At 50.4% G+C, this 17,350-nt stretch carries 12 protein-coding genes; 7 read left to right on the forward strand and 5 right to left on the reverse strand.

What is annotated here, in order from left to right; translation table 11 throughout:
• Positions 1 to 518: 518 nt before the first annotated feature.
• Both K0T92_RS03690 and K0T92_RS03695 read left to right on the forward strand, forming a co-directional pair.
• Entirely contained in the window at positions 519 to 2,306 is a 1,788-nt protein-coding gene (locus K0T92_RS03690) for an ABC transporter ATP-binding protein (protein ID WP_219871036.1), read from the forward strand.
• Complete coding sequence (locus tag K0T92_RS03695; protein WP_219871037.1) at positions 2,290 to 3,954, forward strand: ABC transporter ATP-binding protein; 1,665 nt, start codon at positions 2,290 to 2,292, stop codon at positions 3,952 to 3,954. The genes K0T92_RS03690 and K0T92_RS03695 overlap by 17 nt, the downstream gene beginning before the upstream one ends.
• On the opposite strand, the gene K0T92_RS03700 is transcribed toward K0T92_RS03695, so the two are convergent.
• Positions 3,951 to 4,745, reverse strand: coding sequence for an ABC transporter ATP-binding protein (locus tag K0T92_RS03700; RefSeq protein WP_219871202.1), 795 nt, complete (start codon positions 4,743 to 4,745; stop codon positions 3,951 to 3,953). The genes K0T92_RS03695 and K0T92_RS03700 overlap by 4 nt on opposite strands.
• 89 nt (positions 4,746 to 4,834) lie before the next feature.
• Positions 4,835 to 5,503 (reverse strand): L,D-transpeptidase family protein, encoded by a 669-nt coding sequence (locus tag K0T92_RS03705; RefSeq protein ID WP_246627813.1) that lies wholly within the window; start codon positions 5,501 to 5,503, stop codon positions 4,835 to 4,837.
• 787 nt (positions 5,504 to 6,290) lie between these two features.
• On the opposite strand from K0T92_RS03705, the gene K0T92_RS03710 reads away from it, so the two are divergent.
• The 5 genes from K0T92_RS03710 (at position 6,291) to K0T92_RS03730 (ending at position 13,053) form a co-directional block, all read left to right on the forward strand.
• A complete protein-coding gene (locus tag K0T92_RS03710) occupies positions 6,291 to 7,598 on the forward strand; it encodes an ABC transporter substrate-binding protein (protein WP_219871038.1) in 1,308 nt (435 codons plus the stop codon).
• Positions 7,599 to 7,874: 276 nt separating this feature from the next.
• Positions 7,875 to 8,756 (forward strand): carbohydrate ABC transporter permease, encoded by an 882-nt coding sequence (locus K0T92_RS03715; RefSeq protein ID WP_219871039.1) that lies wholly within the window; start codon positions 7,875 to 7,877, stop codon positions 8,754 to 8,756.
• Positions 8,753 to 9,568, forward strand: coding sequence for a carbohydrate ABC transporter permease (locus K0T92_RS03720; RefSeq protein WP_219871040.1), 816 nt, complete (start codon positions 8,753 to 8,755; stop codon positions 9,566 to 9,568). The genes K0T92_RS03715 and K0T92_RS03720 overlap by 4 nt, the downstream gene beginning before the upstream one ends.
• A 21-nt stretch (positions 9,569 to 9,589) precedes the next feature.
• The gene (locus tag K0T92_RS03725) at positions 9,590 to 11,341 is read left to right on the forward strand and encodes a sensor histidine kinase (protein WP_219871041.1); all 1,752 of its coding nucleotides are present in this window, start codon (positions 9,590 to 9,592) and stop codon (positions 11,339 to 11,341) included.
• Positions 11,341 to 13,053: a response regulator transcription factor gene (locus tag K0T92_RS03730; protein ID WP_219871042.1), complete on the forward strand. Its 1,713-nt coding sequence runs from the start codon at positions 11,341 to 11,343 to the stop codon at positions 13,051 to 13,053. Before K0T92_RS03725 ends, K0T92_RS03730 begins: the two co-directional genes overlap by 1 nt.
• A gap of 88 nt (positions 13,054 to 13,141) precedes the next feature.
• Here the strand turns inward: K0T92_RS03730 and K0T92_RS03735 are convergent, their stop codons facing one another.
• The 3 genes from K0T92_RS03735 to K0T92_RS03745 all read right to left on the reverse strand — a co-directional run bounded on the left by K0T92_RS03735 (position 13,142) and on the right by K0T92_RS03745 (position 17,241).
• Positions 13,142 to 13,585, reverse strand: a complete 444-nt coding sequence (locus K0T92_RS03735; RefSeq protein WP_219871043.1) for an OsmC family protein — start codon at positions 13,583 to 13,585, stop codon at positions 13,142 to 13,144.
• Positions 13,586 to 14,282: 697 nt separating this feature from the next.
• Complete coding sequence (locus K0T92_RS03740; RefSeq protein ID WP_219871044.1) at positions 14,283 to 15,287, reverse strand: hypothetical protein; 1,005 nt, start codon at positions 15,285 to 15,287, stop codon at positions 14,283 to 14,285.
• Positions 15,274 to 17,241 carry an AAA family ATPase gene (locus K0T92_RS03745; RefSeq protein WP_219871045.1) on the reverse strand — a complete coding sequence of 656 codons (1,968 nt, stop codon included), beginning with the start codon at positions 17,239 to 17,241 and terminating at the stop codon, positions 15,274 to 15,276. Before K0T92_RS03745 ends, K0T92_RS03740 begins: the two co-directional genes overlap by 14 nt.
• Between the last annotated feature and the right edge of the window lie 109 nt (positions 17,242 to 17,350).

Here is a 17,350-nt window from a genome sequence, read left to right on the forward strand (position 1 = left end):
TATTGAATAAAAATAATAGTTAGCGATAGGATTTATGCTTTTATATCATTCTATTACATGTATCGTCCGTTCGTGAATCCGACTGATTGCGCATTTCTTCCTGTCGGTTCTTGCTGAAACTATTGTACTAGATCGCTCTGACCAATTTCTGACCATATAATAGAAGCCCAAGAGAGTCCATCGGACTCTCCCAGGCTGCGCTCAGCTCTTAAAATCCTCTGCTAAGATCCCGGACCCTGCGCTTCCCGCAAAAAGGGGATTGCCCAAGGCTTTTCATAATATCACAGCTGCCAATCACTCGGCTCAAATAACAAAAATAAGCATTTCTGTGAAATTCGGAGCATAAAAGCGATAGAATGAGCTGCTGCTGATGCAGCATTCTTCAGAATATGATGGCAGCGCCTATTCCGGGCATCACGAAAAAATACGAACATGTGTTTTTGGCGTTTGACCGTATTTGCCGCTCCACATTAATATTATGACGTGTTAATGCTGATCGGCGGGGTGCGTTTCTAATCGTGAAATTTCCGGCATGGTATCGCTTCTTTTTAGGACAAATTATGCGCAATCAAGGAGCCTTCTGGCTTATCGTTCTTCTGACCGTTATGGTTACCGTTTGCAGTGGTATCGCTCCTATTCTGGCTGGCGCATTAATAGACAGCATTGTCCAGGGAGATTCTACTAATCTATGGCCGCCCGCACTTCTGCTCTTGGGCATTGTGCTGACAGCGGAGCTGTTCGCGCTTCTGCGCAGCTATGTTTCCAAGGGAGTCATGCTCCGATTGACGTATGAACTGACCGCAGATGCAATGGCCGCCCTCTTTCGCACAAAGGTCAGTTATTTTATTCAAGCATCAAGAGGCGAGCTGCTGCAGCGCTGCATTCAGGATACACGCTCCATCCAGCAACTTGGCTTGTTTGCCATTCCCGGCTTTCTGCAGGATCTTGTTCTCGCTTGTACGGCAATTGTCGTCATCAGCCACATTTATGCGCCTGTGGCGGTGATGATCGGCCTTCTCTATCTCGTTCTGTCCATTCCCTTGTTCATGATCGGCAGGAAGCGCGGAGCCGCAAGAGAGCTGCTGACACAACAGGATGCCAGACTGAGGCACAGCTTATTGGAGAAGCTGGAATCGATCAAACAGATCAAAATATTCGCAGCGGAGCAGCAGGAATACGAGGATTACCGCAAAGCGCAGGAGAAGGGCTCCGAACTCGCGTTCCAGCATGGAATTCTAACCGACTTATACATGGGCTTCCCACGATTACCCGACTCTCTGGCGCCTGCCCTGGCCTTGCTGTTTATCGGCTGGCAAGCTGTCCACGGCAGGGCCACGGTCGGGGAGCTTGTGACCGTACTGGCATTCATTCCTGCCATTAACGCGCCTGTGCGCTCGTTCTTCGCTCTCTATGTTGCATTGGCGGAGATTCGGGTTCGGCTTGCTGGCGTGCTGGAATATTTAAGACTCCCCATCGAACCCGGAAAAGCTGAAGGGCTGCTGAAGCCGTCCCATTTTCGCGGTATGGCCATTTCTTTGACCCATGTGTCTGTTGAAGGGGAGAACCGTTCAGGCGAGCTGCTGAGCCGGATCACCTGCCGCATTGAGCCCGGTCAGCATGTGGCGATCGTCGGGCCAAGCGGTGCAGGCAAGAGCACACTGTTAAACGTGCTGACAAGACAACTGGAGCCAGCTGCTGGGGCCATCCTTTTCGGCGATTATTCGCTTGCCCAATTGGACGCCCCCCATCTGCGCAGCCGAATCGGCTATATGACCCAGGAAGGGTTTCTGTTTCAGGAGACGCTCCTGTATAACCTGACCTGCTTCAAGACGGCTGACCGCGCTGTTCTGGATCATTGGATGTCCGTGCTAGGGGCCGAGGATATTGTAAACCAGCTGCCGCAAGGCTATGACACCATTATCGGAGGCAAGGGCAGCCAGCTCTCCGGCGGGCAGCGGCAAATTGTGGAGCTGATCCGCACACTCGTCAAAGAACCGGACGTGCTGCTGCTGGATGAAGCGACTTCCGCCCTTGATCAAGCGAGCGAAGCGCTCGTCTATGAGGCGCTCCGGCAATACGCCGGCCATATGACCAGAATAACGGTGAATCATCGTCTTCACAGTGTCATGCGCGCAGATCATATTATCGTGCTGGATCAGGGCGAGCTTGTTGAACAAGGGACACATGAAGAGCTGTTGTCGAATCCTGCAAGCTTGTACGCCGCGCTTTGGAGGAATCAGCTTACTGATAGACAGATTGGGGAGAGCTTCACTATGGGGGAGGCTTGCAATGTCAAAAGTAAATAGAAGAATCGCTCTGTCCTACACGGCTAAGCTGCTCCATCCGCATAAAGGCACCTTGCTCCGCATGATTGGCAATGCGGGAATACGCAGCCTGCTCTTCATGGTGCCGCCAGTCATGATGAAATATATTCTGGAATGGGCACTGCCCCGCAGTGATTGGAATCTTCTGCTGATTGTTTGCTGCTGTATTATTGTTGCTCCATTAGTGGGAAGCGCCATGATTGCTGTTGGAACATACAGGAGCAAATTCCTGTATCGTTTATACGGACAGGGACGCTCCGACCTCTATCAGCGTGTCCAATCCCGCCCACTGGCCTGGTTTCAGCGCAGAAGAACCGGTGATTTGATGACACGGATGCTGGATGATACGCAAGCGGTTTATCCATTTGTCGACGGTACGGTTGTCTTCCTGATCGTCCTTGTCTTCACAATCGGAATCGGCTCGGTCGTGCTGGTGACGCTTCAACCTGTATTAGGGGCTTTTATTATCATCCTTTGGGCAACACATTCGCTTCTCATCGCCAAGCTTGGCGATTCTGTCAAGAATAAAACAGCTGAGATTCAGAGGCAGACGTCTACTGTAACGGAGACAGCCAGAGAGCTGTTCTCCGGCACCCGTTGGATAACGATGTCCGGCCAAGAGAAGCGGGCAATGAAACTGCTGAAGAATTGTCTTCATGAGGAATGGAAGCTTGCAAGGGGAGGACTGCTTGCCGAGAACAAGCTGAGGCTTATAGATGCATTTCTCCATGCCAGCTCTCTTGTGCTGATGTATTACTTAGGCGGTCGGCTGGTCATTAATGGCGACATGTCGCTTGGTTCACTGGTTTCTTTTATCGCTGTTTATAATTGGCTGCGGCCCCTCGGTGTTTCTGCGTACAATATATTAATCTCAGTCAAACAAACAGAACCTTCTATCGATCGGATTCTGGACATTGCAGATCCGCTTCCGAGCCATAAGGGACTTATTCCCGAGGATGTGCTGCACACGATACAATTGGAGGATGTGAGCTTTCATTATGAAGGAAAGTCCGTTCTGCACGGAATTAACCTGCATATAAGCGCCCCCTCTGTTATTGCGATTATCGGTCAGCGCGGCAGCGGCAAATCAACCTTGGCAGAGCTGCTGCTGAGACTCCAAACATCTTCCTCAGGGACGATAAAAGTGAACGGAATCCCGCTCGACAAGCTTGATGAAGCTTGGATAAGACGGCATCTGCTATGTGTCACGCAGGACAACTACATTCGCAGCGGTACGTTGATGGACAACCTTACATTCGGCTGTCAGGATGTTGATCCTGTTTCCCTCCACCAGGCCATAGCGACGGCAGAGCTGGGGGAATGGATTGCCCGCCTTCCTGACGGTCTTCAGACAGAGGTGGGAGAGCAGGGGATGGCTCTCTCCGGCGGCGAAAGGCAGCGGATCAGTATTGCCCGGGCAATTGTCCGTCAGCCATCCTTGCTTATTCTGGATGAATCCACCTCTGCGCTTGATGCGTGCACAGAGCAAAGACTGCTCGCCAATATAACGCAATCTCTGCCCCATACGACAATAATCTTCATCACGCATCGAATGGCTGCGGTGCAGTTCTCTCAACATATTTACAGGTTGAGCAATGGGACTATAGGGAATGACGACCATAGATGCTAATGGTGGCGGCCGCCTGGAATTCGTACATACGAGCGTCCGGAATGCTTCTCTACAACTACCGGGGCCTCAAAGAAATGACTCAGCGTGACGCCGTCCATTATCTTTTCCGTTCTGCCCTGCTCCACTGCCTCTCCCTTGCGCAGCAACAGGGTGTGGCTGAATACGGGAAGTATTTCTTCCGTATGATGCGTAACATATATCAATGTCGGCGTCCGCTCCTGCAAGGTCAGCTCTTCTATACTGTCCAGCAATTTCTCACGGGAAAAGAGGTCAAGTCCGTTGCAGGGCTCGTCCAGAATAAGAATTCGCGGCTGGGCCATCAGTGCCCGCGCTATGAGCAGCTTTTGCTTTTCTCCCTGAGAGCATGTCCGAAACTCACGATCCCATAGATGCCCGCAGCCCAAAGTCTTCATCAAGCCCTCAGCTTGGCCCAAATCCTCCTCGCTAAGCCGTTCATACAGACCGATTGTCGCATATTTGCCGCTAATGACAACATGCTGTGCCTTGTCCGTACCATACAGCTGCTCCTGCAAGGATGAGCTGACCCAGCCGATCAGCTTGCGCAGATCACGCAAATCGACCTCACCGAACCGGTGTCCCAGTACAGATACCGTTCCTTCCGACGGCCAAATATAGCCATTGATCATTTTGAGCAGCGTTGTTTTGCCCGATCCGTTCAGTCCAAGCAGCGCCCAATGCTCCCCTGGCTTCACCTGCCAGCTAACATCACGAAGCAAATGACTGGAACCGTTTCTCCAGTGCACATTCTGCAATTGAATTACATTTCCCATCATCTCAACCTCTTTCATCCGGTATCATGTTGTTTGGTGTATATTCGCCGCTTATATGTTGTGGGTCTATTGGTGGCAGGCATTGCTACTTATTGGATCGCGATCACGGGTGACTTATCCGGATGGAGCATGCGCAGCAGCGTGAGCAGATTTTGCTCTGACATCGCGACACAACCGCCGGTTGGCTTGTCGGGCCCCTTCCATATATGCATAAAGATAGCGCTCCCTTTGTTCTTCTGGATAGGATCCGTATTGTAGCGGATAATCACCGCATATTTGTATAACGGAATATGGAGCTGCTCATATGATTTCCACTTTTTTGACGGATTGCCGGTATATCGGACCCATCGATTGTAGTCTGGCGAGGCGGGGTCATCAATCCAATAATCATCCTTGGTCGATTGGACATAGAACTGCTTGATCCCCTCAGGCCTCTGCACAGTACCGAAGGACTTGCCGAGCTTGTATACGCCTAGCGGTGTCTTCCGATCCCCTTCCCTTGCTTTGCCAATACCTTTGCTCCCTAGTACGACAGGGATATCGGACAGGAGCGTCTGCCATTCTCCGTCAATCTTTTCAACCAGCGAAAGCGTTCCTCTGAAAGATTGCTTATGCTCAGCGGTCACAATAACAACCTGTGTGGCGTTTAAAGCGTCGATTTTCTTGAAATAGTGGGGCGGTAATGCATCCGCAGATACACTACCTGACAATAGAAGAATTGATAATGCAACCATCAACATAACGAATCTGGTCCTCATCCTGCTCTCCTCCTCTTGACTGCCGCTGCCAAACACTCTCATTTATTAAAAGTATAGCTTGGCAATCGGGAAAAGGGAATTTCATTTTACAAAATAAGGATAACAATAGTGGTAAATCTTCTACTATTGTGCCGTGCTCAACTTCTAGCGCGCAGTGTATCGCTCGCTGCATGACTGCATTCGGTCGGCCACAAGTTCGCGACAGAACTGCGAGCGAGGCAATTTCATGTGATAGTGGTGGGGCTTTCATGCGGTCGGCAGTTCTGTAAGCGGGTTTTTCCCGCTCTCGGTTGAAATTAGTTAGTCTGGCGGGCGCTGTAAGTTGGTTTTATCCGTTTAACGGGGCTCAGTGGCGGGACTCTCGTGCGGTCGGCCGTTCTGTAAGCGGATTTCACCTGCTTTCGGTCGCAATTAGTTCGTCTAGCGAGGACTGTAAGATGGTTTCATCCGTTTAACGGGACTCAGTGGAGGGGCTTTCATCCAGCCGTGGGACTCTCCCGTGCGGTCGGCTGTTCTGTAAGCGGATTTCTCCCGCTTTCGCCCACAAATTTGTTAGTCTGGCGGGCGCTGCGCTGTGAGTTGGTTTCATCCGTTTAACAGAGCTCGACAGCGACGATACTACGATATAGGTTCCAGAGAAGCGTCAGCGATCGGAAAACATTCCCCTGCTTCAGGGCTGATTAAATTTTGATATATAATGCTTGAATGTTTGCTATGGGTTTGACGGCTGCAGCACCTTACAATGAAAGCGTAACCAATAATGTTGGCTGAAAGGGGTTATTACAGAATGAAACGGACAAAAAGCAGTATTGTTGGGTTAACGCTTGCGCTCACTATGGGTTTGACAGCATGCGGCGGCAATCAGAATTCGGAGAACGCTCCATCAGCGGACAAGCCTTTCGCCGGACAAAAGCTGACTGTATTCGCACTGAGCCACCCATGGACAGATGGGCTCAAATCTTCTCTCGGAGAATTCGAGAACGCAACCGGCATCGATGTCGATTTGCAGGTCTTCCCGGAGGAGCAGCTGCAGCAGAAGCTGGCCGTTCAATTCACTTCCCAGGCTGGAACGCCTGATGTGTTCACATACCGTCCTTTCATGGAGAAGCTTCTGTATGACAAGAATGGCTGGACGGAACCACTGGACAGCTATGTTGGCAAAAATGCGGCATACGACTTCGGTGATTTCTCCAAGGCTTCTGTTGACGGCAGCATGGTGAACGGCAAGCTGATGTCGATTCCGCTCTGGACAGATCAATTCGTCATGTATTACCGCAAAGATATTTTGGAGAAAAACAATATTCCCGTACCTAAGACGCTCGCCGAACTGGAAGCAGCCGCCAAGCAGCTCAATGATCCCGCCAATGATTTCTACGGCTTCGTGTCCCGCGGCCAGCGCAATGCGCTCGTATCGGCAGCCGCCTCCTTCGTCTACTCCGAGGGCGGGGACTTCATCGTAGACGGCAAAGCGGCGGTCAATACGCCGGAAGCGATCCGTGGCTTCGAAATCTACGCGAATCTGTTGAAGAACTATGGACCGAAGGGCTCGCTGAACATGGGCTGGCCGCAAGCAGCCGCATTGTTCGCGCAAGGCAAAGCTGCTTTCTACGTTGATGCGTCCGCACTCTTCAATAACACGACGGATCCGGAAAAATCGCTTGTCGCCAAAGATGTCGCATTCGCTCCATTCCCTGCTGGCACAGCGGGACAAAAGCCTTACGCGATTGCCGCTTGGGCGCTGGCTATGAACCCGAAATCAGAGAAGAAGGATGCCGCGTGGGCATTCATGGAATGGTCCAGCAGCAAGGAGAATGTGCTGCGCATTCAACAAAGCGGCGTACCGGGTGCGCGTGATTCCGTCTGGGCATCCCCGGAAGGCATTGAGAAATTCCCTGCTGATCTCGCCGACGCTATTAAGACAACAATGAGCATTGGCGTTGATCACAGTGTGCCGCAAGTGATGAGTGTAACTGAAGCACGTGATGTCGTAGGCAGTATCGTTGTGAAGGCAATGCTGGGAGAAGACATTCACAAGGCAGCCGAAACAGCGAACAAAGAGCTTCAGGCCATTATAGAAAGCGACAGCAAAAAATAATTCATCGGGTCGCTGCCATCGGCCTATCAGCCGCCAAACAGCACTCAGTGCAAATGCAGCAATGCGGGCACTGCCCTCAGGAGGCGCGCATTGCTGCTTTCTATGCGGACACCGCCCGCAAGAGGCGCGCATTGCTGCTTTCTATGCAGGCACCGCCCTCAGGAGGCGCGCATTGCTGCTTTCTACGCGGGCAAACGGCGCATACTGGGTCACCGAAAGCCGGAAGCGGTTCGGCAGCTCTATTTTCAGACGTTTCAATGCAAAGGAGTCGGTAATATGATCATCAACTGGATAGACCGTCATCTTAAGTGGGTTTTTACATTGCCAGCCGTGCTCTTCATCATTCTGATGGTTGCCTATCCGCTTGTGTATACAGGAAGACTCAGCTTCTACGAATGGAGTATGTCCGCAGTTACACCGCCCAAATGGGTGGGACTGGATAATTATATCGCCCTGTTCAAGGATACGCGGTTCTGGAACGCGCTGAAGGTGACGTTCTATCATACTTCCGTCAGCATCGTGCTTCAAACGATACTAGGCGTTGGTATCGCTGTCCTGTTCTCCCGCAAATTCAAGGGCGTTCGTCTTGTCAAAACTGTCATGATGCTGCCCATGGTTGCCACACCTGTCTCCATCGCACTCGTATGGCTGCTTATCTATGAGCCTTCTATCGGCTTTGCCAACCAGGTGTTCAAATGGCTCGGCTTCGAAACGCAGGAATGGCTGGGCTCGGTGACACAGGTTATTCCGTCCCTTATCCTCATCGATGTGTGGGAATGGACGCCGTTCATCGCCCTGATCGTCATCGCCGGTATCGCTACACTGCCGACCGATCCTTATGAATCGGCTGACGTGGACGGCGCAAGCTCCTGGCAGAAGCTCGTTCATATTACACTGCCGCTGCTGACACCAACGATCATTACTGCGGTCACGCTGCGTATTATCGATCTGCTGAAGACATTCGACACCATCTATGCGACGACGCAAGGCGGACCGAATTTTGCATCCCAGTCGCTTAATATTCTGGTGTACGATCTGGCATTCCAGAACTTCAAGCTTGGCTCGGCGTCCGCGCTGCTCGTCATATTCTTCATCCTTATTCTTTCCGTTATTCTCGTATTGACATCTATCCGCAAAAGGCAGGAGGGCCGCATATGAGAACATCCAGACTTGCCAAAACCAACTACACCATCTTAAATGCCATCATATTGCTGCTGTTCCTCTTCCCTTTTCTATGGATGCTGATTGCCTCCTTCAAGACACAGGTACAGGTATTATCGCCGGATTATATGTTTATTTTCTCACCCACCTTCAAAAACTATATGGCAGTATTCCTGGAATACGATTATTTGAAGTTCATCTGGAACACGCTCGTCATTGCGCTCGTCTCAACCTTAGGCTCTCTCCTGCTGGGACTGCCTGCCGCATACGGTATTGCGAAATACAAAATGCCTTATTTTGCCCTAACCATTCTCGTTGCCAAAATCATTCCGGGGATTACGTACCTTGTTCCTTGGTATATCCTGTTCAACAAAGCGCATCTGATCGACTCCTACGGCGGCATGATTCTGGCCCATATGGTCATCGGCCTGCCGTTCATTATGTGGGTTATGATCCCTTTCTTCGAGCAATTCCCTAAGGAGGTCGAGGAATCGTCATGGATTGACGGCTGTTCGAAGGTCCGCACCTTCGCCCAGATGGTACTGCCTGTCTCCATGCCCGGCATTATTACCTCTTCCCTGCTCGCGTTCATTTTCTCCTGGAACAATTTCATGTTCTCGCTCGTGCTGTCCGGTGAAAAGACGAAAACACTTCCGCTCGCCATCTATAATTTCATGTCCAACACGTCCATCAACTGGGGCGCCTTAATGGCAGCGGCCTGCGTCATTACTTTGCCGGTTATCGTCATTGCCATGCTGGCGCAGAAATATATCGTAAGCGGATTGTCTGCCGGAGCTGTCAAGGGATAAGAAAAAAGGAGCTAATGGCCCATGCTCTACGGTTGGAATACGTTCAGCAAGACCGTCCTGTTGATCATAATCGTGCTGCTGCCGATCGCCTTCATCTTCGGCTACACGAATCAAATATCGGTTGACGTCATAGAGGAGGAGCTTCAAGAGAAAGCGTTGAAGCGCCTTTCCTTTTTTGGCGCCCAAATTGACAATAACGTTAATCAGCTGTCCGTCATCTCCATTGTGCTGAGCCGTGATCCCGGCATGAAGAAGCTCGGCAATCCCGGCACAGGCCCCGGCGCTTATGACCGGCTTCAGACGCAGGAGGATTTCATCCAGAAGATGAGCCTGCTTAGCGCAACGAGCAGCTGGACGAATCGGCTCTCCATCTATTACCCCCGTATTCAGCAGGCGCTATCCAGCGACTACTACGCAATCTACAACAAGTCCTACCTGGAGGAGATGAGCAGGCAGCCCGCAGGCTCCTGGATTTATCGGGGCGGAGGGAAGGACGAGGCTTATTTTGCCAAGCTGGTCTGGAGCCCGCTTCTCGTTAACCGCAGCATCGAGGCTGCGGAGACTGTCGTGGAGGTCCGCTTCTCGGAGAGCAACCTGATTACGATGCTTCGCAATTATACGCATGATGAGAGCGGCAATTCTTTCTTCTATAAGAAGGGCTTCAAGCCGATCTATGATCGCGAGGCCGATTCCGTGCTGACCGCTTCGATCAATGCAGCGCTGGAGAAGGAGCCGCCGCTTGGCAGCGGATACCGCATTATGGACTTGAAGGATGAATCATATATGGTCAATTATGTCCATGCCGACAGCTTGAACTGGTACGCGGTGAACTATACGCCGCTCAAGGAGGTTCTCTCGCCTATAACGAAGAGCCGCAATCTGTTCTATGCCTCCCTCCTGCTTATGCTGGCCATCGGGCTGATGGCAGCTGTATTTCTGTACAAGCAGGTTCAACTGCCCATTAGAATGCTGCTGCGCGGTATTCAGAGAATCCAGACGGGCGAGTTTGTCTACAGGATCAGGTACAAGCCCAAGAATGAATTCGATTATCTGTTCCTGAAATTCAATCAGATGTCCGGTGAGATTCAGCGTCTCGTAGAGAAGGTGTATGAGGAGAACATTCGCTACCGCGAAGCGCAGCTCAAGCATTTGCAGGCGCAGATTAATCCGCATTTCTTATCGAACAGTATGTTTTTTATCAAAAATATGATTGCGGTCGATGATAAAGAAGCCGCCACGCGGATGATCATTAATTTGGCCTCCTATTACCGCTATGTGACCAAGCTTGAGCATACGATGACCTCGCTGCAGGAGGAGCTTGAGCTGATCGAGCATTATTTGGTCATTCAGAATTTGCGGCTGGAGCGGTTTCATTATGAGATCCATGTTCCTGACAGCATGCGCAATCTGCAAATTCCGCGCCTGCTTATACAGCCCATTGTGGAGAATACGGTCATCCATAGCATTGAGAAGACGGGCCGCTACGGCATTATTGATATTACATGTGAACAGCAGGGCGAGGACTACCTCATCAGGGTCGATGACAACGGAACGGAAATAACGGATGACACCATTCGCAGACTGCAACTGAAGGTGGAGCGGCCTGTTGAGAAGAGCGAAGGCTTCGGACTGTGGAATGTGCACCAGCGGCTTCATTACAAATACGGACAGGGCTCCGGCCTCGCATTCGCCCGTTCCCCGCTGGGAGGGCTAAGAGTCATCATACGGTGGAAGACATCCACACAGGACATGACGGAAGGGGAGCTATCATAATGCAGCTGCTGCTGGTTGACGATGAGATGAATGTGGCGGATACGCTGGCAGAGACGATTCCATGGCATACGATAGGCATTGAGAACGTTCACAAGGCCTATTCGGCTTCGGATGCGCTCAATCTTCTGAATATGCACGAGATCGATATTGTTATCACAGATGTGCGAATGCCGGAGATGGACGGGCTGGAGCTGGCGCGCAGTATTTATCAGCACTGGACGCATATCAAATGCCTGCTCTTAACCGCGCATGCGGACTTCGAATATGCCCAGGCAGCGATCAAGAACAATATTCAAGGCTACATGCTGAAGCCGATAGAAGATCAAGAGCTGATCGACCAAATAAGCGCCGTCGTCGGGGCGATTCAAGCAGAACGCGCCAACGAATCCAACTACAACCGGGCGATAGCAGCGATGCGCCATCATCTGCCGCGAATCCAGGCGGAGCTGCTGCACAGTCTGCTGCAAGGGACACGAATGCCCCCGCATAAGCTGGAGGAGCAGCTTAGACTGCTTGAAGTCGCTGCGCGGCCCGGGCAGGATGTATTCATGATGCTGGTCCGTTTCAAGGATCAGCTGTCCGACTATAATTCATTTGAAATTTCTTTGATGGAATATGCGATTGTCAATCTTGCCAAAGAGACGTTTCAGGATTATTTTGAAGCGTGGTACTGCCGTGACGTCCACGATTATTTGGTCTTCGTCCTTATCCCCAACCGCCGGATGGATTGCGAGGGGGAGGCAAGACATTCAGGAGAGGAGATCCAACCTCAAGTGCGCGGGCAAGCCGGGGAGCGTGGACTATCTGGAGAGCGCCAGCAGTCTGAAGAGGAGCTGCTTCAGTATCATCTGAAGCGGCTTGCCAATCAATTTCAGATTAATGTGCAGCGCTATCTGAGCAAGCCGATCTCGGTGTTGTCCGGCCATTCCGGCCGCTTCCCCGATGATATGATGCAGATTTACAATAACCTGCTGCTGCTGTTCGGCAAGCGGTTCGGGGATGACAAGGAGCTGCCCGTCTATATTGCCGGACAAGGCGAAATGGCGACCATTGGTACATTGGTATCGTTGTATGAGCCCCCGCTGTTCGTTCATCTCATGGAAGCGGGACATTGGGAAGCCGTGTCCGCGAAGCTGGACGCCGTTATGAACGAGCTTGAGAGGGATTGGAGCGAATCGTCGGAGCTATTGACCGAAGCCTTCTTCGCCATCTTCTCGGCGTTCTCCTATATCGCCCATAAGAGCGGACGCAGCCTTGCCGATCTTATCGGCAAAGAGTACGTCCTTGGCAAGGAGCTGAGGCCAGCCAGAACGGTTAAGGATCTGAAGGAATGGTCCTCGAACGTATTGGACACCTTCCGGAGGAAGGCCCAGAACGAGACAAGGACAGCACGTACGGCAGCCGTAAAGGAGGCGCAGCGGTTCATCATCTCCCATCTGTCCGGCGATCTCTCCGTTCAGATGATCTCCGATGTGCTGAACATGCACCCGGCTTACTTGTCCCGGCTGTATAAGCTGGAGACCGGCGAGAACATCAGCGAATATATCAGCAGGCTGAAGATGGAGAAGGCCTGCCAGCTGCTCAGAACGAGCACGAAGAAGATCTACGAAATCTCTATCGAGATCGGCTATCAGAACCCGCATTACTTTATTAAGCTGTTCAAGAAGCACTTTGGCTTCACGCCGCAGGAATACCGCAATATGAATCAGTGAGCCGGAGCTGACCAGAGGCCGTTGGTCGTTACGTTGGTCGTTACGCTGCCAGTCATAATGACCACGGCCCGGTGTGCTTGTCTGCTCATTACGATTCAATAACGATCCCGGTTAATTGAAGATTAACCTTGTTCTCGATCGTATCACCCACAGGGCATGTCTGCTCCAGGAACGCAATGAATTCCTCCACCCGCTCTTTGGGCGCATCCGTCTTAATATGGAAGGTATAACGAATGTCGGAGTATCCGGGGCGTACATCCGATTTCTTGAAGAATCCATCCAGATCAAGATCACCCTCCACCTCCACGCGAAAATCGTCAAGCCGTATATTAAACCTGTCGGCATACACTCTCGCCACGATGGACTGGCAGGCGCCAAGTGCCCCGAGTAATGCTTCTACAGGGTTCGGCCCCGTATCTGTTCCACCGAGGCTCTTAGGCTCGTCAATAATGGTCTCAAAATGTCTGGAGCGCACTTTAACGGCTACACCCTCCTGCAGATGTGCTGTCGCTTTGAACGTCGTTATAGCCATACAACTTCTCTCCCTTTTGCTCATATGTTGTTCATGTGGACTATCATATCATATAATTCCGATTGTTTTAATATGATTTTTGAAAAAATTTGTGAGATGTTCCCATGCCCAAAAAACGGCTGTCCAATAAGTAGTCCAATATCAATGAGTCAGTCCCGAATAATGTGAAAAGATGCCTCCAAACCACTAAAAAGTGGAGCTGGAAGCATCTTTTTCATTCTATAGGGGGACTTAGCGAGACTGTGTCTGAGATCATCCAACAACTTTCTGGACAACCCCTTCTCCAACTGTTTTGAAGGCAGCACGACGGAGTAAAAGCCTGCGAATGTGCATGAATTTCGGTTACAAGACGCCATATTGGTAACATTCCTGCGAACAGGCATGAATTTTTGGGATAATCGGCTGTTAAAGGAGAAATGAAGGTAAAAAAACCTGCACGCTGGCAGGCATTTCACCTTCGTGGGGCCAGTAACGAGCAAATAACTGCCGTTTCGCAGGTTTCGCATTTTCGCAGGTTTCGCCCAGCTCCGCATCTCGCAGCATGCTTGTCTCTTTTTTCCGTATCGCGTGCATCTCCCGGCGGCATTTGAATGACGGATCGTCCACTGGCGGGAGTACGTCAGCAGTCCCGTGATCGCAGTCATGCCACATCGTACAGCCTCTTAAAGCGGGAGTTGAGAATAGACTCTCAATCTCATCATACGAGATTCAAATTTAATTCCTCACTGATATCCTTGGTCAGCTTGGACAATACGCGCTTGTCCAAATTCTGATCGGTTACATAATTGGAAACAATCGTCGCGATGACATCTTCGCGGCTTGCGAACAGCTTGCCTCCATACTTTTTGAAGAGCTCATCGATCTGCGTATCGGAATAGATGACCCGTTTTTTGATCAGATCCACGACGTAGTCCTTGTGCATGTTATACAATTCCCTGATTTTAAATACACTCAGATTGTTCTCCACCCTCTGCTTTAAATCCAGGTCCATACAGCTGTCTTTGATAACGATATCGAACTCATCGCCAACGCCGAGCAAATAGTCGATCTGGCTCGTGTCCCCAGGCCTGAGATCATCTCCGTTCTTCATGGCCACGCTAAACTTGAACAATCCGCCGAAGTCTTCCATATACGGATTCAGATGAGTATCGACAGTAAAAGGGTCCGAGCCCCTCAAATCCGAATTGCAAATGCCGCAGCACGGGATCAGGTTGTACATGGACAACGCCAGATAAGGATAAGTAGCCTTGTCATAGAAATGATCGAGCTTGCCCCTCGTCTTGCCCTTCGTCTCACAGATCATGAATATATACTGGCGGTTGCAGTACGGGCATACTTTGACGTTCAGCCTGGAGACGAATTGATAGGCCCCCCACTTGCTCGGCGGATACCTGTCTACAAAATTGCTGTAATTGAATATCTTCACCAGAATCTTATAGAGCGCGTGCTTCCTCGTATTCTCATCGAATTCGATCATAAGCACCGTTATCATATGCTCGATGATTCCCTTCAGCACACGCGGTTTCCCAATCAGAATTTCTTCGATATGATCCTTCAAATAACGGTAAACCTTCTTGTGATGCAGCCCTTTTTTGCTTATTAACGTATCAAGCTTGCGCACTAACTTCTTCTTATAGTAGGTTAAATGCTCCTGTTCGACATCAGCGAGGTTGACCTTGCGATCCGCATTAATGATGATCATTGTTCCGGATTCCTTTTTTCAGCTCTTTAATTTCGTGCTGCATCTTCAGAATGATCTCAATTAGCTGCTGATTACTGTGCTCTCGCTCCAGGTAAGGCCCGATCCGATCCTTGAGCATACTGCTCAGCTTGCTTCGCAGGACGGGCTCGCCAATCTGTCCGATCAGAATTTCCATTTCTGAGCTTTGTGCATATAGTGCCTCCGAGGGCAGCGAATTGATTTGATTGATCAGCGCAAGTATCTTCTGGTGGGCGAACTCGCCGATCAGTCCTGTGTCCATGAAGAACGCGTCAGAGAACAGGGTGTGGATATTGGCGGCGAACGTCTGTTTATTTTCCAGCAGACCATCGATTACCTTGCAGCCTTTGTCCGTCTTATCGATAAAGATGAGATGCGACTTGGGCAGATCAGAGATAATGACCGGAGAATTCGACGTCATAATGATCTGTATATTCCGGTTCGTATAGATTTGAGGCAAATATTCAATCAAGCTGTTCAAATACCGCTTCTGCCATTCCGGGTGAAGATACAGCTCCCCTTCATCGATCAGAATAAGAACATTATCCTCCAGATGCAAGTTGCTGAACCTTTCCTGCTCATCAGCAATGGAATGGAACCTGGCGTAGGTGCTCAGCAGCGCTTTCTGCCCGGAGCTCAAATCACGCCAATCGAAATCGAGAAAGGAAGTGATGACGGACGCTCTCAGATGGGCATCCATGATGTCCATGATGGCGATCTCGTTCTTGTCATCGGTAAACAGCGGCAGATGAAAGGTGTAATCCACAGTGTTCTCCGGTGTAATGCAGCGATCCAGCATCCGCACAAGCTCCATTGCGCCATCAATCCAGTTCAGCATATCCTTATTTTTGTATTCTTGAATGACCATACTTGAGCCTATCGAATTCATGAGCTCCAATATTTTGAGGTACAGCTCCTCATTGCCTTGATAGAGCTTGTCGAAGTCGACGGGTACTCGTTCTTCCGGTATCCAGTCCAAAAAATAACTCATCATCTCATTTAGGAACGTATATACAACCGCCGAGAAAAACCGGTGCTTCACGCTTTCCGCTCTTCCTTTGGCCTGAACTTCCATTGCTTTCAACCAATCTCTTGTGTGGCGATGCAAATCATTAAAAGACTTATATCTATCCTTGGTGTGGCTGAGGGACGCATGCAGCAGAGCTTCTACCGGCCTTGCGATAACCGTTGCCCGCTCCGGTATAGGAAAGGGCAGCTCAAAGCCGCTCGCATCATAGCTGCGGATAAAGTTAAGCTGTCTCTTAATTTCATCTCTGCGATATAGCTCCGTCTCACTGGCTCCGGCATCTACATGCCCCATCTCCGCCTGCTTCCGCTTCGCATCCTTCACCAGATAATTGGTGGAGATGTTGCGCATCCCGCTCCATTCGCGCTCCTGCTTGGCATCGAATATTGTCGAGAAAAAGACAACCGCTGTATTCTCCATCGGGTTGCTCTGCGGCATAGAATGAATATTGCCTAATTCGGTATAATAGATCGGATCATGGAACCGAAAGCTTTTGTCATTCCAGTTCCCCTTCTCTATCTTCAGATCTCTATGGCAATGGATGTAGCCCTGTCCCCGCTCATCTCTGGTCACGACAATGGCACACTCGATCAGTCCCCCCGCACCTTCAACAAAGTTATCCTTAATAAAATCCAGTATAGTTGTCTTTCCTGCCCCATTCTTCCCGATAATCCCCGTAATGTTCTTGATCCTGCCCTCATTGCTGCCCCCTTCCCTCGAATGCTGAAAAAAGTTAGGGATATGCATCTCATTGCGCTCAATTCGGAATTCATGTGCTGCTTTATTATATTTGAATCGTAGTTCACTGCTGAAATTAAACTCCTGCTCCTTAAAGGTGTTCCTGTACCGATCAATAAAGACATACATAAGCTCCACTGCGTCCCACTCCCGGCTGCCGATTAATTGCATACATCAGACTCTGGTTAGAGCCGTGAGATTCTATTCGACAAAAAGCTTGGTAAATCCTTCTAAAGACCCTGTTCTATTGGCCCATACGCATGATGCCCAAGATACATAT

The sequence above is a fragment of the Paenibacillus oenotherae genome, assembly GCF_019443105.1.
GTDB classification, from domain to species: domain Bacteria; phylum Bacillota; class Bacilli; order Paenibacillales; family Paenibacillaceae; genus Paenibacillus_Z; species Paenibacillus_Z oenotherae.